Raw genomic sequence first — 23,268 nt, 5'->3', positions numbered from 1 at the left:
ACAATCCGCACGATTCAGCCGTGTTGACGGGCCGGCGCGAAGCACCCTGCCCGCGGTCTCATACGTTGGTTCCTACGTCTGCCACGCGCAAACATCACCGGTTCCGAGCTGCGGCTGCCCGAGCACGAAAGTCGCATTGACCGGCGCCGGCGCTTCAACCGGGGCCGCGCCGAAGTTGAACGCGAACGTCAGATTGCCGCGCCGACGGATGCGCAAGCCTTCAGCCAGCATGTGCACCTGGATGCCGACGTCCTTCGCGGCCTGCTCGAGAACCGCCCGATGCAATGAATGCGACAACCACCCGGCCACATAGCGGACCCGTCCGTGAGCCAGCACCGCCGGCCATTCGTCGTCGAAATGCGCTTCGACGCGAGTCTCGCCATTGGCTCGAACGTGCTCGCGCCAATGCACAGCAACTCCGCGCGTGCCGCCGATCGAAGTCGCGGGCCTGAGCGTCGGGCGCAGCGATTCGACTTCGAGCACCTGGACCGGCAGCACCCGCTGCAACGCGCCGGGCGCGAGGTTCGACGGAATGGCGAAGTCCGCCGTCTTCGAACCGCTCCTCGGACCGAATACCCATTGCGCCGAACTCCGCTCGATCTGCCCGATGAGCGCATCGTCGATCACCGCGATGCCCGGCACCACCACGAGCCCGTACTGCGACAGATCGGCACGACTGGAAACGATATCGACATCGAGGCCGAGCTCGCGCAGCGCCTCGTAGTAGTCGAAGGCGAGCGTTTGATAGTCGAAGGTCTTGCCGTGCCGCTGAATCTCGAACATCCACTGCGTCTCGTAGTCGAATACGAGCGCGGTCGCGGCGCGCGCCGGCGCGTCGAGTCCGGACAGCGCCTTGGACGCGGCAATCTCGCGCGCAGCCTGCTGCACTTCGAGCCCGCCTGGCGACAGTTCGTTGTTCGGCAGGTTGAGTCCCGAGTGCATCTGCTCCTGCGCAAACGGGCACTGGCGCCAGCGAAAATACGACACCAGTTCCGCGCCGTGCGCGAATGCCTCGTAGGCCCACAGCCTGACCATGCCTCTCGCAGGCACCGGATTCCACGACGCCCAGTTCACCGGCCCCGCCTGCTGCTCCATGATCCAGAAGCGCCCGCCGCCGATCGCACGGTAGCGGTCGTGATCGAACGCGGAGACGTCAGGATGCGCCGTGCGTGCGTAAAGCGCCTTCTGCTCGTCAGGCAACGCGATGGACTCGGTTCGCGCGATCGGATAGCTGTCCCACGCGGCCACGTCGATGCCGTTGTCCGCGGCGAACCGATAGTGATCGAAGGTCGTGAAAAAGCCCATGAAGTTGTGCAGCAGATCCGCGTGCGGCGCGAGGCGCCGCAGCACCTCGATCTGCTCGCGATGAAAACTCGCCACCTCGTCGGACATGAAGCGGCGAAAGTCGAGCAGATGGATTGGATTGGCGTCGGTAGGCGTCAGGTTCGGCAGGCCGATCGCGTCGAACGACGGATACTCCATGCTCCAGAACACGTTGCCCCACGCTTCGTTCAAGCCGTGCACAGTCTCGTAACGGCGTTGCAGCCAGGTCTGGAAACGCCGCCGCGCGGCGGGCGAATAACTCGGCACGGTTTCATGGCAGCCGAGTTCGTTATCGGTTTGCCACGCGACGATCGACGCATGCGCGCCGTAACGCTCGGCCATGGCGGTCACGATCCGCAAACAGGCCTCGCGGTAAGTCTCGCTGGAAATGTCGTAGTGCCGGCGCGACCCGAAGTTCCAGCGCGTGCCGTCCGCGCGCACCGGTAGCACGTCCGGAGCCGCATCGATCAGCCACTTCGGCGGCGCCGCCGTCGGCGTACCGAGTATCAGTTTCAAGCCCTGGGCCGCAAGCGTATCGATCGCTTCGTCGAGCCAGCCCCACACGTATTGGCCGGCGCGCGGCTCCATCCGGCTCCACGCGAATTCCGCGATCCGTACATGCGTGATGCCGAGGTCCGCCATCCGCTTCGCGTCGTCAGCCCACATCGCACGAGGCCATTGTTCCGGGTAATAGCACACACCAAATTGCATGAGAGAGTCTCGTTCTGAAGGAGAAATGCCGGCAAAAACCGCCTGTGCGCTCAGCCCTTGCTGGCGCCGAAAGTCAGGCCGGCGACAAAATGCTTCTGCATCGCGAAGAACATCAGCACGGACGGCAGCGCGGCGAGCACCGAGCCGGCTGCGACGAGATTCCACGCCGTGGTCCATTGGCCCTTGAGCGCGGCCACGCCGACCGTGATCGGCGCGGCTTCGTCGCCCTGGGTCAGACACAGCGCCCAGAAGTAGTCGTTCCAGACGAAGGTGAAAACGAGAATGCCGAGCGCGGCCAGCGCCGGACGGATCAGCGGCAGAACGATGCGCGTATAGATCGTCCACTCGCTCGCGCCCTCGACGCGCGCCGCTTCGATCAATTCGAACGGCAACTGCTTGATGAAATTGCGCAGGAACAGCGTGCAAAAGCCGGTCTGGAACGACACGTGAAAGATGACCAGCGCCCACACGGTGTTGAACAGGCCCACTTTCAGCGCCATGTCGCGCACTGGAATCATCAGGATCTGGATCGGCACGAAGTTGCCCGCGACAAAGGCGAACAGCACGGCGGTGTTGCCGCGGAACCGGTAGGTCGCGAGTGCGAAGCCCGCCATCGACGCCAGCACGATCGCACCGATGACCGAAGGCACCGTGATCAGAATGCTGTTGGCAAAGTAATGCAGCATCGGCGTCTGCGTGAGCGCCGTACCGTAGTTTTCGAGCAGCGCGACATGCTTCGGCCAGCCCCAGTAGTCGCCTTGCGACAGTTCATCGGAGGATCGGATCGACGTGACGAGCACGGCCAGCATCGGCATCAGCCAGACAAGCAGCGCGACGGGAAGCGACGCTTTGTACAGCGCACGGTTGAATGGTTTCCAGCGTTCGACGGGAAGCGGATACATGAGCGGGACTCCAGGAACTCAGCGTTCTTCGCGCAACATGCGGCGCAGATGGAACACGATATAGACGAGCATGATGGCGAACAGCACGACGGCAATCGCCGCGGAATAGCCTTCGCGGTAATACTTGATCGCCTGGTCGTACATGTAATAGGCCAGCACGGTGGAGCTATCGAACGGACCGCCGCCGCTCATCACGGCGATCAGGTCGAAGCTGCGCAGCGCGCCGATCACGGTCAGCACGACGGCCATGAAGGTGGCGGGGCGAAGCTGCGGAAGGATCACGTGCCACAGAAGACGCATGCCCTTCGCGCCCTCCATGCGCGCCGCCTCGACCACCTCCGGATTGATGGCCGTGAGGCCGGTCAGATACAGCACCATGCAGAACGGCGTCTGCGGCCACAGCGCGGCGAAGATGATCCCGAACGTCACCGTGTGCGCGTCGCCCAGCACAGGAATGCCGTGTCCGATGATCAGGCGCAGCAGCCCGAAGCCGGGATCGTAAAACCAGCTGAACACGAGACCGACCACGACGCCCGAGAGCACGAACGGCGCGAAAAACAGCGACTTCACGACACGCATGCCGCGGATCTGCTGGTTCAGGTACAACGCGAACAGCAAGCCGAGCGGCGGTGCGAGCAGGAACAGTGCAAGCCAGATCAGGTTGTTCTTCAGCGCCGTGTAGAACGTGTCCGAGTGGAACAGCTCGATGTAGTTGTCGAGTCCGGCGAAGGTCTTCGGCGTCATGCCGTCCCAGTTATAGAAGCTGAGCGAAATGCTGCTGATGATCGGGTAGACCACGCACAGGCAAAACAACGCACAACCCGGCAACAGGAAGAAAAATGCGGCGCGGTGCTGGTGACGGCGCGTTGTCGAGACGTGCCGGTGCTGAGCCGCCGGCAGGCGGCCCGCTACGGGATGAGACATGATTGGCCTCGTCAGGGATCGAAGGCGAGCGTCAGTCGTCGGGATGCGGCTGACGCTCCCGGGCTTACTTCTTGTAGATGCGCTTGCGGGTTGCTTCGAGACGCACGAGCACTGCATCGATCTGCGATGGATCGCTATAGAACTGCTGCATCGCCTTCATGCCTTCGTCGGCCATTTCCTTGGTCATGTCGCGATCGTAGAACTGCGCGATACCGCCTTTGGTGTTCGCGAGCGTCTGGAATCCGACCTTCGAAATCGCATCTTCAGGTTCGGCCGCCTGGCTGTTGGACGGCAGCTGGCCCCAGCCCTTCGCGAGATCCGCATTGATTTGCGGCTGCTCCATGAACGCCAGCAGCCTGCGCGCATCGGCCTTGTTCTTCGCCTTCGCGGGAAGCAACAGCACATTCACCGGGCCGTCTTCGGCCATCGGCACATTGGCGTCGATCACGGGGAAACGGAAGAAGCCGGTCTCGGGCCTGACGGAGGCCGGGATGCTCGCCGAGAAGAACGATCCCATCAGCATCATCGAGGCCTTGCCGTTCACGAGAAACGGCGCGATCGAATCGAGATCGTAGGACAGCGCGTTATCGATGAAATAGTGCTCGTCGATCAAGGTTTTCCACGCGATGTAGACCTTTTTCACACGCGCGTCCGTATATGGCACCTCGCCTGCCATCAGCTTCTGGTGGAACGCGTTGCCGTTGATGCGCAGGTCGAGATAGTCGAACCATGCGGCAAGCGTCCAGCTATCGCGTGCGGCGACGGCGATCGGCGCGACGCCACTTGCCTTGAGCTTCTTGCAGGCGTCGAGAAATTCTTCCCACGTCTTCGGTTCGCCCTTGATGCCTGCCTTCTCGAACAGATCCTTGCGATAGAAAAAGCCGTACGCGTCGTAGCCGAGCGGCGCCGCGTACTGCTTGCCCTTATAAGTGGAAGCGTCCTTCACCGACGCATACTGCTGCGACCAGCCGTTCTTGTTCCAGTCCGGCGACAGGTCCTCGAGCAGGCCGCGCTGCGCGTAATACGTCATGCGCTCGCCGTCGTGCCACGAGACCACGTCGGGCGGATCGGTGGCGAGCCAGCCGCCCATCTGCACCTTGTAGGCTTCCTCGGTGATGTAGGTCACCTTGAGATCGACGTCGGGGTTGGCTTTCTTGAATTTGTCGAAGGCATCCTGCCAGGTCGAACGCTGATTTCCGCGTGCCGACACATTGACCGCGAGCGTGGCGGCGTCGGCCGTGGCGCATGAAAGCGCGGCGGTAACCAGAGCGGCGGCAACCGATACTTGAGCTAGCCGGCGAAGGCGATGAGCAATCATCTTTTGTCTCCTTAACTACCTTGTTAGCTGACAGCGCACTGCTGTCAGACGATGTAATCCGCTCTATGGCGGAGTTCGACTTGGGTCAGGCCGCGACTCTCTCAGGTTCGTGCGCGCTGCGCCGCAGGGCGATGCCGTCGGCATCGAACAGATGACATGCGGAAGGCGGAACGTGAACGCGAAGGCGCTCGCCGGAACCTAGCGGCGAATCGCCCGGTGCCTTTGCGACCAGCGTGCCAGCCGCATGATCCGCATGGATATAGCTGTGTTCGCCGAGCCGTTCCGAGAGCACCGTGGCGCACTGAATGGACTGCTCGTCGCCGTGGAGGCCATGAAGGTGCAGATGTTCCGGACGCACGCCGAGCGTGACCGGCTGACCGGGTTGCAGACGCCGGCCGTCGACGTGTGCGACCAGCCGTTCGCCGCTTTGCGCGAGCGACACCGTTACCCTGCCCGCGTCGATCGAGTCGACCACGGCATCGATGAAATTCATCCGCGGCGAACCGATGAAGCACGCCACAAAGCGCGACTTCGGATGGTGATACAACTCGAGCGGCGCGCCGCTCTGCGCGATGCTGCCGAATCGCTCGGCATCCGCGCCCGCGTGCAGCAGCACGATCCGGTCGGCGAGCGTCATTGCCTCGACCTGATCGTGCGTGACGTACACCACGCTCGCATTCTCAAAGCGCTGGTGCAGCCTGGCGATTTCAACGCGCGTCTGACCTCGCAGCGCAGCGTCGAGATTCGACAGCGGCTCGTCGAACAGGAACACGCCGGGCTCGCGCACGATCGCCCGGCCGATCGCCACGCGTTGCCGCTGGCCGCCGGACAATGCTTTCGGATAACGGTCGAGCAGCGCGTCCAACTGCAGAATGCGCGCGGCCTCGCGCACCTTCCGGTCGATCACGTCTCTCGGCTGCTTCGCGAGCTTCAGACCGAACGCCATGTTGTCGAACACGGTCATGTGCGGAAATAGCGCGTAGCTCTGGAACACCATCGCGACACCCCGCTCGGCGGCGGGCACGTCGTTCACGAGACGCCCGCCGATCCGCAGTTCGCCTTCGCTCAGGTCTTCGAGACCGGCGATCATTCTCAGCAAGGTCGACTTGCCGCAACCCGACGGTCCAAGAAAAACGCAGAACTCGTGTTGCGCGATATCCAGATTCACGCGCCGGATCACCGGCGCATGATCGCCGTACGACTTCTGCACGTTCGCGAGATGGATTGTGGCCATGCTGCCTCCGGATTTAAACGCTTAAATTTGTTTCAAAAAAAATCGGCCAACCCTTGTACGGCAGGCATTTAATCGCTTAAATTCGGGGTTCGCGGAAGCTCGCATGGTTTTGTCTCCTGTGTGTTTGCATGAAACTTAGCAAACGTCGCGGGGCGCTTGCAACATTTGAATCGCATTCCCTGAATATGGGATATGAGAAATGGTCACCTTGTCTGAAGTCGCCAAACGCGCGCGGGTTACCGCTGCGACGGTTTCCAACGTGCTGCGCAATCGCGAGAAGGTTCGTCCGGAAACGGCGGAACGCGTATTGAGAGCCATCGCCGACCTCGGCTACCGGCCGAATCTGAACGCGCGCGCGCTGGCGGAGGGCCGCTCGTCGACTTTGGCGTTGATGTTGTCGAACATTTCGAACCCTTTCTATCCCGAGTTCGTGCTGGCGGCCGAGCGCGCGGCGCGCAAGGCGGGCCATTTTCTGATGGTGTGCAATACGGACGACGATGCGGAGATCGGCCGGGCCTACCTGAACCAGATCGCCGGAACGCTGGCCGACGGCGTCCTCGTCATGAACACGGATATCGCGATCAACGAGCTCTGCATTTCGGCGATGCACAGTGCGCCGATCCTGTTGACGATGTGGGAACACCCCGAGACGCCGCCTGCCCTGCCGTGCATCGCCGTGGACTTCGCGCGTGCGGGCGCGCTTGCCGCCACGCATCTGCTCGAACTGGGCCATCGCGACATCGGCATGCTGATCGGCGACGGTTGCGGCGGCTTGCAGGATGCGCGCTCCAACGGCTTTCGTGCGGTGATGCGCGAGGCCGGGATCGAAACCGACGCTGCTGCGATGCTGCAGGTACGCGACTCGATCGACGCCGGCTACGCCGCCTGCATGCAACTGATGGCGAACGCGCCGCAACTGACCGCGATCTTCGCGACCAACGATCTGCTCGCGATCGGCGCGGCCCAGGCCTTGATCACCCTGCGCCGCGCGGTGCCGGATGACGTGTCGGTCATCGGCATCACGGACATTCAACTGGCTCATCAGGTGCACCCGGCGTTGACGACGGTTGCGATCCAGACCGCAGCCGTCGCCGAGTTGTCGGTCGATAGGCTCATCCGTCTTATCCAGGCGCCTGCACAGCAACCGTCGATGGTGGTAGGCCCACCGCCGGAACTCGTTGTGCGCGCATCGACGGGCCCGCGGCGAGCGGGAGCGGGATCGAGGTGAGCTTGCAAAGCTTGAGAGTCTTGCAAGCCGGATACCGGGAGAGCAGGCACCACGGGCACGGAGGATGATCTATCTGGGCGTCCAACGATACACAACCATGCTGGAGCCGTTGTAGTTGTCCTTCGTGACCACGTATTCCCCGGTCGAGCGGAGGTACGATCTCAGGCCGTACATCGAATCCACGTCATTGCCGACGTCCACATTGCTGGAACTGCTGTTGATCAACGTGGTGTCCAGATTGCCTGTGGTGAGATTGAAGGCGTCGATGTTGGGCACGGTGTGTACGTATCCGAGGAAAAGATAGTTGCCGGCGGCCGTCATCGACTTGGGATTGGCGCTGGTGATGTTGATCACCGGATTGGGAGCGGTGTGGTTGCCTGCGAGCCAGCCGTGATACACCTCGATCCTCGTTCCGATCGCCGTCCAGTCTATGCTCCCAGCCACCCCTTGTACCAGGATCATGGTATCGCTTTCCGGCAGGTAGATGATTCGCGTCAACGGTCTGATGCTCATCGGAATGGAGGTGGCGATTCCTGCGCCCCACGTCGGCTTGCCGTCGGCATCGAAGCCGGTCAGCGGATAGTGATAGATGTGGTTCGTTCTATCCAGACCGGCCCAGACATCTCCCTTGCTATCAAGGCAAAATCCCCCCGTGACCGGCCTCGTCGTATTGAACGCCGTGCCGGGAATCGAGGCGTCCGGTATGGCGATGTAGCCATTCGCCGCGTTGAAGTGGAAGAAGTAGAAGATAGCGGGATTCTGGCCGGATGCAACGAGGATCCGGTTTGCGCCGACGCTGGCGAGCTGACCGAAGTGCTCGTTGCGTTGGGTATCGTTGGGATTGAGTCGTGGATCGGAGGGATAGTCGAATGGATTGACGGTGTTCGCTACGTAGCTTCCTCCAGCGGTGCCGGTGAAGATGTGGGCGCCTCCGTAGAAGTAAGCGCCGTCTGTACCCGGGTCTGGGGCGCCGATCGCTTCGAAGTTGAGGGACTGGAGCTTCCATTGCAGCTTGCCGGTGCTGTCGTAGGAGTGAATGTCAGTGCCGCCGTTGCGCCCGAGGTCCCACGTTCCGCCCCACGGATTGTTGAGGACATAGAGGTTGCCGGCGGAGTCCTTGCCGATGCCCGTGACCCGTGTGAATCGTTTGTCACCGACCTGGCCTTTGATTCCGGCCGTGGTGTCGAGATATCCGCCCTGAATGCCGAACGTGCTGGCCAGCAAGGGAATGCCCGAGATGTTGTAGATCTTGATGTTCATGTCGGGTCCCTCGTCGCCGATCATGAGCTGCCCAGTCGCCGCGTCGAAATACAGCGCGGACGGTCGGGAGGCAGCGGACATCTGGATAGTGTTCAGCGGCGCACCGGACGGGCTGAATTCGAGGACCGTGCCAAGGCTCTGCTGCGCAACCCAGATATTTCCCGCGCCGTCCACGGCAAGCGCGCCGGGGCCCGAGACGCCGATATCCCGCTGCCAGACACCGTCGGTGCTGAAGACCCGCACGCGATTTCCGGGAAAGTCGCTCGCATAAAGGAGTGAGCCCGACGTCGCAAGTCCGGTGACGACATCGGCCCGCTGCTCATTCGTTGTCGCGCTGACGGAGATGAGAAGGTCGCGAGTTTGACTGGTTCGGTTGTATCGCCCGACCCTGCCACTGCCGCCGTTTCTGCTAAATTGCAACGCAGCGAAAATCGATGTGGCATTACCCGTAATGGCGCTGCCCTGAAACTCGCTATGAATTCCTATGGAACCTATGCTTTGGCCATTCCGGTATAGGGCAACTCCGCCCTCGTTTTCGTCCCACAGGGAAGCTGTATAGAGGGTTCCCTCCGGGGCCACCCACATGGAACGGGCTCCGTTACCCACGTGAGTGGCGAGGGTTCCAAATGTGTTCGCCACCCAGTCGGTGGTGTACTGCGCCTGGCATCCCGGCGCAATCGCGGCGATCAGCGCGGCCGAGAGGAATGCGGCATAGATTCGTTTCTTGACCATGAGTGATGCTCTCCTGACTGTCGCGCGGCTATAACGCGAATCCCAAGACGCGATAACTTTGGCGGTTTCGGCTACGCACAGACCGTCGTCAAAACGGCGGACTGTAGGAGTGTAGGGTATGCCATGTGAGTCCATGGCAATCGTAATGGCGAAAGACTGCAGACTCGTGAAACTGCCCGCAAAATCGCCACGACAGCAGGCGTCAGAGAAATCGATCGAGGCAGACCAATGCACGGCGCATAGAAAACCCACCCTCAGTGCGCGTAGCAAACGTCATTCGACGCCTTACAGTGGAGACTGAACCGCGTCCGTGGATTGACGCCGATTCGTCGGGGCGACTCTCGTGGCCGCCCCCGTTGCTGCCGCGATATCGTTCGCGACGGACGCGAGGGCTCGGCTGTGCGCGTTGACCAGGGCGTCGTAGCCAGGCCCGCTCACGGCCTCGCGTACCACAGAGCGCCCGCTAAACTGCTCGCTTCGCTTCGGCGGACGCACCGACCAGATCACCGCCAGCGTTACCGTACCGTCTGTTGACGAATCGAAGTTCTGCACGTCAACCGATACGCGGTAAGCGTTATCGCCCACACGTTGTGGATAAGTCGATACGATCGCTCCCGGAATGATCTGCGCCAGATCCGCAGCGAGTACACGCGGAATCTGACTCTTCAATGGATCGGCCCAGCGCGCGAACTCGTCGATAGACACGCGGTTCGCGTCGAGTTTCGTTACGATTTGCGACCGGTCGACCAGTTCGGGAACCGTGACCGGATCGATCGCGATTGCGATCGGACTGGCGCTCGGCCGCTGTTCGACAACCTGAACAGGGCTCAACGTGTAGAACTTCGACGTCGGCGACGTTGCGCATCCCGCGAAAAGGGTCAGCACGATCATGCTCAACGGTAACGACGGAAATCGGCTCATGGCTTGTCCTCGGTCTTGCCACGGATCAGCGCCTCCGGATGGCGTTCGAGATACTCCGCAAGCGAACGGATCGAGACTGCCGCCCGCGACAAATCCCGCATTGTCTCGGCGGTGCTTTGCTGCAATGGCGAGTCGCTTTGCAACGTGCGATTCGCTGACGTGAGCGCTTCGCGAGCCGCGGCCAGCGTCGCTTTTGCGTCAGGTGCAATATCTGTATTGATGGTATTCAGCAGCGTGTCCGCATCACCGAGGGTTTTGCGCAGATCCTTGCTGATGCCCTCGAACGGAATCTCATTCAGTTTAGCAACGAGACTGGTAATCGATTCCTGCAGACCCTGCAAGTTACCCGGCACCGTTGGCAATTCGGGCGTCTTTTTACTCCAGTCCACCTTCGCCTTCGGCGCAGAGGGGAAGAAATCGATCGCGATATACAGTTGTCCGGTAAGCAGGCTTGCCGTTCTCAGTTGTGCCCGCATCCCCTTCGATACCAGGTAGTCCGCAAACTCTTTCCGCTCCGACGATATTTGCCCGCTTTGGCTTCGCCATTCGTCGCGTGAAATCAAGCGCTCCGGGAAAATGCTGACTTCGACCGGGATATTGAATTCCCGCGTGGCCGGATCAAAGTGCGAGTTGATCGCCGATACCTCGCCGATGACTATCCCGCGAAAGTCGATGGGTGCTCCCACGGTCAGCCCACGCACGGACTCCTTGAAGTTCAGCACGTATTGATCGATGATCGCGTCATGCCGCTTCATCGCCTCGGTCCGATTGACGAAAAGTTCGTACTGGTGCTTCGCGTCGGCTTCAACCCTGTTCGTTGTGTCGGGTGGATTCTCGAATGCAAGGCCACCAATCAGGATCGATACCAGCGATTCGGTGTCTACCTTCACACCGGTCGTATCCAGAGTCACATCGACGCCGCTTGCGTGCCAGAAGCGGGTGTCGTTCGTCACGTACTTGTCGTAAGGCGCATTGATAAAGACGTGCAGGGTCATTCCCGCGCCCTCAGGATCGAGCGCGTAGGAGACGATCTGACCAACCTGAAGCCGCCGGAAGAACACCGGCGAACCTATATCGAGCGAGCCCAGGTTCTCGCTTTTCAGCACGAACTCTCGCCCCGGTGCGCCTGAGGCGAGGACTGGCGGCGACTCGAGTCCGACGAAATCACGTCGCGCTTTTTGCGATGTACCGATATCCATTCCGATGTGCGAACCGGACAATAACGTACCGATGCCCGATACCGTGCCGCCTGAGATGCGCGGTCGAACGACCCAGAAGCGGGTATCGTCGACGAGCATGCTGGAAGCGTTGCGGGACATTTCAGCGCTGGCGAGCACCGTCTTGTGATCGTCGGAGAGTTCAACGTTCTTGATTACGCCAATATCGACATTCTTGAACTTGATCTTCGTCTTGCCGGCCTCAATCCCCTCACCCGTGGAAAACCTGATCGTGACGGTCGGGCCTTTTTGCATGACCGACTGCGCGACCAGCCAGCCTGCTATCAGCACAGCGACAAGCGGCACTAACCATACAAGCTGCACACGCCACTTCGACTGTTTGGAGGCAACGACTGCCGGAAAGCCGGGCGCATTCTGGTCATCTTTCTGTCCTGACAACTTATTCACCTTCTGACTCCACTGCGTCCCAGATGAGTCGTGGATCGAATGACAACGAGGCGAACATGGTCAGCACGACTACCGCACCGAATGCAATCGACCCGGGACCTGCGTCGATGGTTGCGACCGAACCGAACTGCACGAAAGCGACAAGGATGGTAATCACGTAGATATCGAGCATCGACCACCGGCCAACAAGCTCCACTAGCCGATAAATACGCGTGCGCTTGTGGGGGATTAGAGGAGAGCGCAGCTGGGTACTCCACGCGAGATAAGCTAACGAAAGAATCTTGAGCATTGGAACCACAAGGCTTGCGATGAAAACGATCGCTGCAAGCAACCACGACCCGGAGGTCCAGAGAAATACGACGCCACTCAGGATCGTGTCGGATCGCGCACCGAATAAGGTACTCGTGACCATGACCGGCAGAAGAATCGCCGGGATGTAAAGGATCATGGCGGCGAACAGGAATGCCCAGGTGCGGATGAGACTATTGGGCTTGCGTAAATGCAGCGCTGCGTGACAACGCGGACAGCTCCCACCGTGGACGGGTGCGAGCGGCTTCGAGAGCAGGCCGCAGTCGTGACACACGAACAGCCCTGCGCGCGCGGCAGTGGCCGGCGTGGTGCTTGCGCTCACCAGGTGAGACACGCCGCCCTCGCTTTGCATTGCATCGATACGCGCCCATAGATCACGCGGGTTAAACGTAACGGTCGCCGCCGCAAGCAGCACCATCACCACGCCGAATGCCCAGATCGCGACGCCGGGGACGACTGTTGCGATGTGCTGGAGTTTGACAAGCGCGACCAGCATGCCGAGCATCAGAACCTCGATCATTCCCCATGGCGCAACATGCCGTAGCACACGAAGAACAATTTCAGGTTTGTGGGGAAATCCGCCTGTATGCAACGGCAAGAGTAGATAGATCACGGCCGCTATGTTCAGTGACGGCATCAAAATCGTTGTCACGAAGACAAGGCCCGCGATTGGCCACATGCCGTCCGCGTATAGAGACGAAGCCGCGCCGCAAAGCGTGGTTTCGACAAGTGTTCCATTGACCCAGAGTCCGAAGATGGGAAAGCGATTGGCGACCACAAACAGGATCGCCGCGGCCAAGGTGAGCGCCAGTGCGCGATCGTGCGTTGCCGGCAAGCTTCGGTAGAGGACCGCCCCGCATCGTCGGCATCGCGCGGTGCCGCCCTTGACTAGCGGGGTCTCCCGCTGGAGAAAATCACATTCGTGACACGCGATTAAGCTGGCTTTATTCATCTTCGGCATCCGCTTGCGGGCACACGATCCAGAAGCGTCACCCCTTTATACAGGTCATTTGAATTGCGCAACCAGCGCGTCCGCGCCTTTGTCGATCCCGGTCTTCGACGCGCCCAGCGACCCGAAGCTTGCGCCGAGGTTAAACGCGTTCGGGTATTGCTTGGTCACGTAAGCACTGAGGAGGCGGTTGGTCGACGCGTCGTAGATTTCGACGGCGTAGGTAACCGAACCGCTGAAGGCGCCTTCCTTGCCACGCGCGGCTTGAACGCCGTTGTAGAGGTTGCCCCCAATATCGAAATGGGTAAAGGTGCTCAACACAGGCGTATTGGTCTTCGCGCCCGTCAGGATGAGCTTCAGGCGCAGCGTGTTGGGGCCGGCCTCATTAGCCAGTTGGAATCGGCCTCGCAACTTTTCCGCAAACCTGGTTTGCATATAGCTCGCAAGAGCCGCTTTATCTTCGCCACCCATGTCGCCAAACTGGTTATCGGCGCCCTGATAAACCGTCACCGGATCGATAATCAATTTCGTGTACTTCTGCCAGTCTGTCTGAGGCGCAAAGCGATATGGCACGCGGGTAGAGTCGTCCTGCGTATTGGGTCGCAAATAGGGGGATGACGGGATCCCCGAATACGCGACTGGCGTCACGCTCGAGCAACCTATTAAAGCTGTGCAGATAGCAGCAATCAACAGATGCCGCGCCTTAACTGACTTGACCATTTATCTCTCCGGGTTCCGATTCGCATCTGTCTTTCTGGGAGGTCCAGACCTGACAGTTCATGTGAGGCTCAAGCCTAACATCGCAATTTCAAGATGTAAACCGACCAGACGGTTTGTTTCTTGAGCGCGACGCAGGACGAAGTACTACTTTGTTGCTAGTGCATTTGTATCAGGATGCCCGTGCACCACATTGGGCAATCCGGTCATTCCTTCCCGCTCCGTTTATGAGTTCCCGCGGGACACGCTGCGCTCAACGGCCTTGAGCGTCATTAGCAACGCTACGCGATGAACGTGCAGCACGCGGCTTCTTTTTGGGCGGCAGGCGCCCACTGGCGTTCATCGAGCAGGCGATCGAACAGACGCCCGAGTTCCCTTTCGGAAAGCGGACAGAGGCCAAGGAGAGCGGTGAATGCCAGACCTCTGGCTGCTGCCCAGCGCAACACCGCCAGCTCCGGGTCGGCGGCCTCGGCCTTGATATCTTTGATTGTCTGCGCACTCGTCTCGCGAGTGGCGGACAAAAGAGTGGGATCTTCAACGATAGCGGCAAGAATGGCAAAACCCGCGAAATGGGGGTTGTCAGTAGCCTCGCGCATCGTGGCGATCTCGGCTGCGAGATTGGGCTCGGACTTCGTCGTGCCTGCCGCAGCGAGGTAGTCGCGAGCGAAGTTCTCGAAGTACTCGATTTCGTGCTCAAGCAGCACTTTCAGCACAGCCTGCTTGTTCGGAAACTGATGCATCAAGCCGCCCTTGCTGATGCCGCTTTCGCGCGAAATAGCATCAAACGTGAGCTGCCCCGGTCCATCGCGCGCGATGATGGTAAGCGCCGCCTGAATGGCGGCTCTACGGGAACGTTCCGATCGAGTGGGATTATCCATGGTGTCTTTCAGGAGTGGATGCGCGTTCACGCAGCCAAACAAAAATAGGCGGGCGCAATACCACGAGAATCAGCTGCTTCATGCATCGCTCCTTCGATGTCCATTCCGGAAAGTCCAGACATGACGGTTCACGTGAGGCGCAAGCCTAACACTGCAAATTATTTTTGTAAACCGACTAGGCGGTTTGTTTTATAAGAACCGTTCCACGTATCAGGGGTCACAACAAATGGCGTGTGTATCAGAGACGCCCGCTGGCGTCATTCAACCGCGCCATTTGCGCCGCACTGAAAATGTCTGAACAGATCGATTGACGAGGGTGCCGTGCAGTGATGTTCGGCTGGAGAGGCTAGCCTGCGGGCCTCCCTAACCCGGTAGCGACGCGACATGAGATCGTTGAACGTCTCGAGGAGTCGCGTCGCGCCGCTTGTTTGCCGCTCGCCGCCGCTGATGACGGCTTTGGGCGCTTAGAAGTTATCGCGATCGAAGCCAGGCAGTGTGCGCGTTCCTTCGGTCGCTACCGAGTGCAGCAGTTTGGGGTCGAGGTCGAGCATGCGCAGGATCGTCGGCGCGACCTGCGTAGTCAGCACCCGTTCGTCGACGGTCTTGCCGGCGTGATGGACACCGGGCACGTAGACCACGAGACCGAGATGGTTGTCGTCGGGAGCATTGCCGCCGTGTTCTTCGTCCTTGGACTTGCTCGACGTATAGATGACGCCGGGGTTGGGCTGGACGATGATATCGGGCGTGCGTCCGCGCGCGGGATCGCCGAACCGGTCAGCAATCTGCGCGCCGTACAGAATGTACGCTTGCGGGCCATCCGCGCAAATGCCGGGCGCGTTGCAGCTCAGGTTGTCCTTCAGCGTCTTCACTACCGCTGACAGCTGGCTTTGATCGCGCAACCAGATCAGCCCGACGTCGTCGGTCTGCACGAAGCCCGTATTGACGAGACCCGTCCCGTCATTCAGATTTCCGCTCGTCGTGTTCGCCTGGCCAAAGTTGCCGTTCGGATCCAGATAATTGTTTGCTTCAAGCAGCTTCGTGAGCGTGTCGCCGATCTTCACCAGCTTCGAATGATCCGTCGGGGACTGACCATGCTTCGCGGTGACGATGATCGCCGTCGACGAGTAAAGACCTTGCTGCTTGAGCTCGGACACAATGCGGCCCAAGGACCCGTCTATGTAAGCAATCGCACTCGTCACCTGCGGGCCCGGCGTAAAGCTCGCGTCCAGATAGCCGCCGCCGTTCGCCACGAGCGCCTTCTGTGCGATGCTCAAGGTCTGGAAGTTGGTGCCAAAGACGGTGGGCACGCCGGCACCAGCTTTGCCGGTCGAATCCTTGCCGTCGATCTCGTCGATCAAAGACTGCACATGGAGGTCGTCGAACTTTTCCGTGTGCGTATAGACGTCGGTGTAGTCGGTTTGAGTAGCCGGATCGATCGAATTGATCTCGGTGCGGGAAAGATCGTCGACACCCGTTCCCGACGGTCCGTTGAGCCAGTCGTAGCCCCACGCGTGCTTGTCCGCCCATGCGGTCCGGGCGCCTTTCACGTTTTGCTTGACCACCTCGAAAATCGTGTTCGTCTTCACATAGTTGTGCGGGTACACGGCCGTACAGACGCCGTTGATCAACGCACGCGGTATGGCCTGCGGATTGAATGCACCACCGCCGTTGAGATTCGTCAGCGCGCCGCCGTTCTCTCCATCGATGCCGGTGGTTTCGTCGAACACGACATTCCACCCCTGCTTGCCGGTGCAATGGGTATCGGACGGCGCGTAGAGCGTGCGGTCATAAGACACGTCATAGAACAGGCCCGCCGTTTTCGGCGAGCCGCCCGTGACTAACGCGGCGAGACCCGGGAATGAATCCGAGAGGCCAGGCGTGTGGGCGTTGGTGTACGTGGTGCCGGCCTTTGCCAGCAACGCGAGATTGGGGCAAGAGTTCGAACCGATGCAGCGTGCGACATCCTGCTCGTGCAAGCCGTCGAAGCTGATCAGCAGCACGTGCTTCACTGCCTCACGTTCATGCTCGTGTTCATTCGCATCACGCGCCGCCGCGCCTGTCGCGTGCAGGCCGGCGAGCACCACAACGCCGACGCCGACGGCATTCCGTACGCGCATCCATCTCCTGATCGTCTTCATGCCCTGTCCTATTTGAGTGATCACGAAAAATTCGGTAAGGGTAGGAGAATGCGACGGAATTAAGACGTACGGATGAATCGATACTTTCGATTCGCTAACGCAATATCGAACGGCCCCCTTGCATGAGCACGGCCCTGGCGAACCGCTGCGCCGGTGCCGGTGCCACACTACGCTTCAGCCAGGATCGGTTGGATGACTTGCTCGCGGAGGCGCCAGCCGCGCATCCCGGGAAGCGAGGATCTGCCGGACGGTAGCCAGCGACTACTCGGCGGCCGCGTTCGGACAAACGGAACTTCGTCCGTCGACCGTTGCTCAGCCTTCGCGTGGCGCCTTTTTGATCGTCGCCGGATCGCGCACGATCGTAACGGCGCACGGTGCATACGCGAGAACCTGGCGGGCGACTGAACCGATCAGCCAGCGATCGAACGGCGTATGACCGCGATGCCCGACGACAAGATGATCGATATCGTGCTGCTCCGCGTAGAGCACGATCTCCTTCGCGGGCTGCCCTATCACGAGATCGAACTCGGGATGGTCACCATAAGAGGCGAGCTTCGCCTTGATGTCGTCGAGGATTTCGTTGGCGTGGCGCAACTCGTAATCGACTATTTCCTTTCTTTCCAGTTCTATCGCACCCCAATCCGGCGCTCGCGCCACGACGAGGACATGCAGGCGCGCGTCAAAGCGCCTGGCGAGATCGACCGCAAAAGTGACAGCATGTCGCGCGGATGGCGACCCGTCATAACCTACCAGCACGTTCTGCATGATCTGCTCCCATCCGGCTCGAACCGGAACATGCTTTGATTGAACTGCGGCCGTTCCTCGACTTCGCGGCGTCGGCGGGAAGGCGCGCGTGACCGTCTCCCGGGCGTGCCGCGTGGATCAATTGAATGCTGTTTCTACCATGATAGACCGCATTGAGTTTGGGGATTTCCCTGGATACGGAGCGCCGCGAAAGCGGCATCTCGCCTGAGCGCCAGGCCGGGATTCCGAGTGGGCAGCTTGCCCGCCTGGAGGCGGAGGCGGCCGAGCTGGAGATGATGGCCCGTTTTATACGAGGGAAGGCTCAATGGGGGGCGTGCCGTTGCGCACCCACGCCGAAATGCCTGAAGAACTGTATGCTGCCATGAATCATCAGGAATCAGGAGACGGCCATGAACCTCGCTGGGAAGACCCTATTCATATCCGGTGGAAGTCGCGGCATCGGACTTGCAATTGCACTTAGAGCCGCGCGCGACGGCGCGAACATCGCGATTGCAGCAAAGACGGCTGCCCCGGACCCGCGTCTCGAAGGGACGATTTATACAGCCGCCGCCGCAATTGAAGAAGCTGGCGGCAAGGCGCTCCCGCTTGTCGTGGACATTCGCGACGAGGAACGTGTAAAAGCAGCAGTTGCCGAGACGGTCGGGCTATTCGGCGGCATCGATATACTCGTGAACAATGCGAGCGCCATTCGACTGACCGGCACGCTTGACACCCCCGTAAAACGGTATGACCTGATGCATGGGGTCAATGGCAGAGGCACTTTCGTATGCGCACAAGCATGCCTGCCGCATCTCCTCAATTCGCCGAACCCGCACATCCTCACAGTGTCACCGCCGTTGGTCAGCGATGCGAAGTGGTTTAAGGATTTTCCGGCGTATACGATCTCAAAGTACACGATGAGTCTGTTCACGCTGGCGTTTGCTGGCGAATTCAAGAACCGTGGTGTCGCTGTCAACTCGCTGTGGCCCCGAACGGCTATCGCAACCGCTGCGGTGCGAAACGAAATTGGCGGCGAGGAAATGATTGGGGCGTGTCGCACACCTGAGATAGTCGCCGACGCGGCTCACTATATCCTGACGCGTCCTGCCAAGGCGTGTACGGGAAACTTTTTCCTCGATGACGAGGTGCTGATGGCGGCGGGTGTGCGCGACTTCGCCCAGTACGACGTCCAGGCTGGAACCGCGTTGCAAGCAGACTTCTTTGTAGAGGCCTTGCCAGGCATGTTACCGGCAGACAGTATGATGAAGCGTACCGGCGCCTCTTGAGACACAAACGGCTATCCGTATCTCGGCCTGCGTTCCGCATTTCCGCCAACGACGCGCTGCAGGTCGGTTTTGCCCCTCTCCTTTTAACGGCTTGTCCACGCTTCTCGAAACAGCCGATGTATAGGCCATGAACGAGAAAACGGTGGATAAACCGTTCTGATCCATCCTGCCGCGTTGTAACTGCGATCACCTCGGACGCAGCCGCCTCAGCAATCCGACAAGCTTCCACTCCGCTTTTCACGAGTCGGACTCCAAACGATTCCTGCTGACCACACCGTAGCAAACGGAACGATGGAACAGGCCTTCATAGGAATATCCCTAGCAAATTTTCAGCTACCCCTTACACAAATTTCTCTTCAGCAATCGTCAACCACCGCCGTATATCCATGTTCGACGCCAATTTTTTTGGATTCGCACCAGCGCTTGAACAAGATTGCAACCGCCAGGTACAACTTGATTAAGTCTTTGGATCTGGCAGCTGACGCCACGTCGGGTCCGAGACCTATAGCTTTGCAAATTACCCATGACGAAGAGAAACAACAATGCGCAACAATAGTCCCGTGACCCAACGGGAATACAGCTATCCAAGCGACATGACCCTTATGTCCGTCACGGATACGCAAAGCCATATCACCTACGCCAACGCAGCATTCATCCAGGTCAGCGGGTTTGAACCCAATGAAATAATCGGCCAACCTCATAACATCGTGCGTCACCCCGATATGCCTGCCCAGGCATTTGCGGACATGTGGGCGACGTTGAAAGGGGGCGAGGCATGGACCGCGCTGGTTAAAAATCGTAGAAAGGACGGTGACCATTATTGGGTCCGCGCAAACGTTACGCCAGTGAACCGCAACGGATCGAACGTTGGATATATGTCTGTCAGGACTTTACCTGGTCGTGACGAGATCAGCGCAGCCGAGGCGCTGTATCAGCGTTTCCGCGAAGGTCGTATGCGCGGGCTGACGTTGCGAAAAGGCGTGCTCGTTCGTTCGGGCTGGCTTGCATGGACCTCGGCGTTGAAGACCCTGCCGACACGCTGGCGCATCCGTCTTGCCCTGGTGTTTATCATGGCCTCAACCGCAGGCACTATTTCGCTAGGTGGATTACTCGGGTCGACATGGGGCTATATCCTTCTGGCTGAACTTGCAGCATCCGGACTGCTGGCGTGCGCCTGGCTCGAATCCCAGATCAGCGGACCACTTGTCAGCGTGCTTCAGCAAGCGAAAGCCGTCGCAGCTGGACAAGCAGTCCAGAACGTCAACCTTGAGCGAATCGATGAGATCGGTATGCTCATGCGCGCGGTCAATCAGGCCGGCCTGAATCTGCGCTCACTCGTGGACGACGTTGGTGAGCAGGTATCTGGCGTTCAGTCAGCCAGTAGCGAGATTGCCGGAGGCAATACTGACCTCTCAGCCCGCACGGAAGAGCAAGCGGCGTCTCTTGAGGAAACCGCGTCGAGCATGACCCAGTTGACGGAAACGGTGAAACAGAACGCCGACAATGCGCGTCAGGCCAACATGCTGGCGACGAATGCCACCGACATGGCAAATACGGGCAACGAGGCCGTACAAGCCATGGCCGGGACCATTGGAAAGATCAGCGGAAGCTCGAGCAAGATTTCCGAAATCACCGGCGTGATCGAAGGCATTGCGTTCCAGACCAATATTCTCGCGCTGAACGCAGCCGTTGAAGCTGCTCGTGCTGGTGAACAGGGGCGCGGCTTTGCCGTGGTTGCCAGCGAGGTTCGTAGCTTGGCCCAGCGCTCTGCCGCTGCCGCCAAGGAAATCAAGGAACTGATCGGCTCGTCTGTCTCGATGATTCAGGACGGCTCGAACCAGGCCGTGGAAGTCAGTGCCACCATGGGCCACGTGAAGCAGGCGATCAAGCAGGTCGCCGATATCGTGGGCGAAATCACGGCGGCTTCTGAAGAGCAGAGCCGTGGCATTGAGCAGGTCAATCAGGCCGTCAATCAAATGGACGAAGTGACCCAGCAAAACGCGGCACTCGTTGAGCAGGCATCGGCCGCTGCGCAGTCACTCAAGGAACAGGCGACGAAGCTCAAGGACGCCGTTTCAGTGTTCAAGGTCGCTGATAACGATCTCTCCGCCAACGCCGGGAACAGACATTCAGCTGGGCGGATTCGCTGACGCTGCAAGCCGCCCGACAGCGTTTCCATCGGGCGCAGCAAAAAATTCAGCATTTCACTTTCAGGTGCATGTTTCAGTTAGACACCATCTAGGCCGTGCCGACAGGAAATGAAGAGCTTGATGGCTGGATCGTTACAGCGGACCGTCGTCCTGTGCTGGACACAGCATTCCCACGCACAAACAAACGATGATATCGACACATGCCATAATTCCTTCGTTGTTGCTTGCAACGCAGCAATTGCTTTCTCGCCTTAAAACAAGGAGATTCAAATGAGCAAAGGATATTGGGTGACCGTGTATCGCGAGACGAAAGACGCGTCGAAGTTGGCAGCATATGCACAGTTGGCAGCCCCTGCAGTGACCGCCGCCGGCGGCAAATTCATCGTGCGCGGATTGGCCGACGAGGTTCGCGAGCAAGGTTTGAAGGAACGGACTGTCGTGATTGAGTTCCCGACATACGAGCAGGCAGTGGCCGCATATGAAAGCGATGCATACGAGAAAGCGCTTGTAGCCTTGGGCGACGCCGTCGAGCGCGATCTGCGGATCATTCGCGGCGCAGAATGACTCGCAAGATACGACGGGCCTCACCGGCGCTGTCGTCGGATGCAGTGGCACGATCCTCGACGTCCGGAACTTGGTCTCGAGGATCACGATCCTCGGCGGATCGTCATTGAGTTGCACGTCAATGTCGCACCATATCGGTTCAAATATGCACGCAATTTGTGCATATGCCCTTCCCGCCCCCCTCGTCGGTCTGAAGTCCCGGCGAGTGTCTTCTCATTGCGGCCGGCCCAGCGCGCGCGAGCCCTTGTCAAGGAAACACTGGCGCGTTTTTTGCTGTTACGATGGTCATAGAAGGTAGGGTACAAATCTGGAAGGAGTGAATGATGCACCCCGGAAAATCGCTGAACGGTGCCGCGCGAGGCTTCATTATCCCCATTGGCGGCAAGGAAAATCGGGTCCAGAACCCGGTTATCCTGCGTCGTTTCGTCAAGCTTTGTGGTGGGTCACGCGCGCACATCGCGGTCATCCCGACGGCCTCTTCACTGGACGATACGGGGGATCTCTACGAGACTGTGTTCCGCGATCTCGGGGCTGACCGGGTCAGCATCCTGCCATTCAAGTCCCGCGCCGACTGCGAGTCCGACAAATATCTGAAGGTGCTCGATCACGCTGACGGTGTCTTCATGACCGGGGGCGACCAGGTACGCCTCGCCGAGATGCTGATCGACACGTCGGCCGCGGACAAGCTGCGCCGCCGCAACGCACACGGTATGCACGTAGCGGGCACCTCCGCTGGAGCCTCCGCCATGTCCGCCGCGATGATCGCCGGCGGCAAGAGCGGTGCCACGCCTCGCGCCGGGATGGTCGATCTGGCGCCGGGCCTGGGTTTCATCAGCCGCTTTGTGATCGACCAGCACTTCAGCCAGCGCGATCGACTCGGGCGCCTGCTCGCGGCGGTCGCCTCTATCCCATTCGGGGCGGGCATCGGGCTGGATGAGGATACGGCCGCGTTCATCGGTCCAGACGACACGCTGGAGGTGGTCGGCACCGGTAGCGTCACCATCATCGACGGGTCGAATCTGCGCAATGCGGCTGCAAAGCCGGTTCGCCACGACGACCCGGTAGGACTGACGGGAGTACGTCTGCATATCCTCGTCGAAGGCAATACGTACGATCTCGTAACACACACCCTCTCAGGCGGTATCTTGTCCGCGAAAAGCAACGCCGCGCGCGAATTGACCGCCGCTGCCTTGAGCTGACCGGTTAGAAAGCAGAGCCGCTTCATTCACGAACCGGGCAGCGCGCGTCTGCCGCAATCCGCTTGCCGATATAATCGTACGAGGCACCAGCGGCTGGGTCGGCAGGAACCACAGGCGCCAGCTGATGCGAGCCCGTCGGCAGCAGTGCTGCCGGCG

General features: G+C 60.0%; 18 protein-coding genes. 5 read left to right on the top strand and 13 right to left on the bottom strand.

Translation table 11 applies throughout. The features are described from left to right. Positions 1–72: 72 nt before the first annotated feature. From AC07WT_RS25025 to AC07WT_RS25005, 5 genes are all read right to left on the bottom strand, one after another. The gene (locus tag AC07WT_RS25025; RefSeq protein WP_494948999.1) at positions 73–2,034 is read right to left on the bottom strand and encodes a beta-galactosidase; all 1,962 of its coding nucleotides are present in this window, start codon (positions 2,032–2,034) and stop codon (positions 73–75) included. Positions 2,035–2,084: 50 nt separating this feature from the next. After that, positions 2,085–2,936 (bottom strand): carbohydrate ABC transporter permease, encoded by an 852-nt coding sequence (locus AC07WT_RS25020; protein WP_492594639.1) that lies wholly within the window; start codon positions 2,934–2,936, stop codon positions 2,085–2,087. Positions 2,937–2,954: 18 nt separating this feature from the next. After that, positions 2,955–3,860, bottom strand: a complete 906-nt coding sequence (locus AC07WT_RS25015) for a carbohydrate ABC transporter permease (protein WP_492594638.1) — start codon at positions 3,858–3,860, stop codon at positions 2,955–2,957. 64 nt (positions 3,861–3,924) lie between these two features. Beyond that, a complete protein-coding gene (locus AC07WT_RS25010) occupies positions 3,925–5,178 on the bottom strand; it encodes an ABC transporter substrate-binding protein (protein ID WP_494948998.1) in 1,254 nt (417 codons plus the stop codon). 85 nt (positions 5,179–5,263) lie between these two features. Continuing rightward, entirely contained in the window at positions 5,264–6,412 is a 1,149-nt protein-coding gene (locus AC07WT_RS25005; protein WP_494948997.1) for an ABC transporter ATP-binding protein, read from the bottom strand. 199 nt (positions 6,413–6,611) lie between these two features. Here AC07WT_RS25005 and AC07WT_RS25000 point away from each other — a divergent pair, with 199 nt between their 5' ends. Then, positions 6,612–7,640: a LacI family DNA-binding transcriptional regulator gene (locus AC07WT_RS25000; RefSeq protein ID WP_494948996.1), complete on the top strand. Its 1,029-nt coding sequence runs from the start codon at positions 6,612–6,614 to the stop codon at positions 7,638–7,640. A 69-nt stretch (positions 7,641–7,709) separates the two neighbouring features. Here the strand turns inward: AC07WT_RS25000 and AC07WT_RS24995 are convergent, their stop codons facing one another. The 8 genes from AC07WT_RS24995 to AC07WT_RS24960 all read right to left on the bottom strand — a co-directional run bounded on the left by AC07WT_RS24995 (position 7,710) and on the right by AC07WT_RS24960 (position 17,934). Beyond that, a complete protein-coding gene (locus AC07WT_RS24995) occupies positions 7,710–9,632 on the bottom strand; it encodes an SMP-30/gluconolactonase/LRE family protein (protein WP_494948995.1) in 1,923 nt (640 codons plus the stop codon). Between the two features lie 285 nt (positions 9,633–9,917). Next, entirely contained in the window at positions 9,918–10,553 is a 636-nt protein-coding gene (locus AC07WT_RS24990; RefSeq protein WP_494948994.1) for a PqiC family protein, read from the bottom strand. Next, a complete protein-coding gene (locus AC07WT_RS24985) occupies positions 10,550–12,178 on the bottom strand; it encodes a PqiB family protein (RefSeq protein WP_494948993.1) in 1,629 nt (542 codons plus the stop codon). Before AC07WT_RS24985 ends, AC07WT_RS24990 begins: the two co-directional genes overlap by 4 nt. Further along, entirely contained in the window at positions 12,171–13,439 is a 1,269-nt protein-coding gene (locus AC07WT_RS24980; protein ID WP_494948992.1) for a paraquat-inducible protein A, read from the bottom strand. The genes AC07WT_RS24985 and AC07WT_RS24980 overlap by 8 nt, the downstream gene beginning before the upstream one ends. A 54-nt stretch (positions 13,440–13,493) precedes the next feature. Next, on the bottom strand, positions 13,494–14,156 hold the full coding sequence (locus tag AC07WT_RS24975; protein ID WP_492594630.1) for a DUF3313 domain-containing protein: 663 nt from the start codon (positions 14,154–14,156) through the stop codon (positions 13,494–13,496). Positions 14,157–14,434: 278 nt separating this feature from the next. Beyond that, positions 14,435–15,031 (bottom strand): TetR/AcrR family transcriptional regulator, encoded by a 597-nt coding sequence (locus AC07WT_RS24970; RefSeq protein WP_494948991.1) that lies wholly within the window; start codon positions 15,029–15,031, stop codon positions 14,435–14,437. Positions 15,032–15,495: 464 nt separating this feature from the next. Next, positions 15,496–17,169: an alkaline phosphatase family protein gene (locus tag AC07WT_RS24965; RefSeq protein WP_494948990.1), complete on the bottom strand. Its 1,674-nt coding sequence runs from the start codon at positions 17,167–17,169 to the stop codon at positions 15,496–15,498. A gap of 312 nt (positions 17,170–17,481) precedes the next feature. Beyond that, entirely contained in the window at positions 17,482–17,934 is a 453-nt protein-coding gene (locus AC07WT_RS24960; RefSeq protein WP_494948989.1) for a universal stress protein, read from the bottom strand. A gap of 389 nt (positions 17,935–18,323) precedes the next feature. Here AC07WT_RS24960 and AC07WT_RS24955 point away from each other — a divergent pair, with 389 nt between their 5' ends. The 4 genes from AC07WT_RS24955 to AC07WT_RS24940 all read left to right on the top strand — a co-directional run bounded on the left by AC07WT_RS24955 (position 18,324) and on the right by AC07WT_RS24940 (position 23,112). Next, on the top strand, positions 18,324–19,199 hold the full coding sequence (locus tag AC07WT_RS24955) for an SDR family oxidoreductase (RefSeq protein ID WP_494948988.1): 876 nt from the start codon (positions 18,324–18,326) through the stop codon (positions 19,197–19,199). A 542-nt stretch (positions 19,200–19,741) separates the two neighbouring features. Next, positions 19,742–21,349, top strand: coding sequence for a methyl-accepting chemotaxis protein (locus AC07WT_RS24950; protein ID WP_494948987.1), 1,608 nt, complete (start codon positions 19,742–19,744; stop codon positions 21,347–21,349). Positions 21,350–21,619: 270 nt separating this feature from the next. After that, entirely contained in the window at positions 21,620–21,913 is a 294-nt protein-coding gene (locus AC07WT_RS24945; RefSeq protein WP_492594624.1) for a DUF1330 domain-containing protein, read from the top strand. A 320-nt stretch (positions 21,914–22,233) separates the two neighbouring features. Beyond that, positions 22,234–23,112, top strand: coding sequence for a cyanophycinase (locus AC07WT_RS24940; RefSeq protein ID WP_492594623.1), 879 nt, complete (start codon positions 22,234–22,236; stop codon positions 23,110–23,112). Positions 23,113–23,268: the final 156 nt, after the last annotated feature.

It is taken from the genome of Paraburkholderia sp. GW821-FHT02A12 (assembly GCF_059422005.1).
This window is presented reverse-complemented; position numbering and strand designations above follow the sequence as displayed.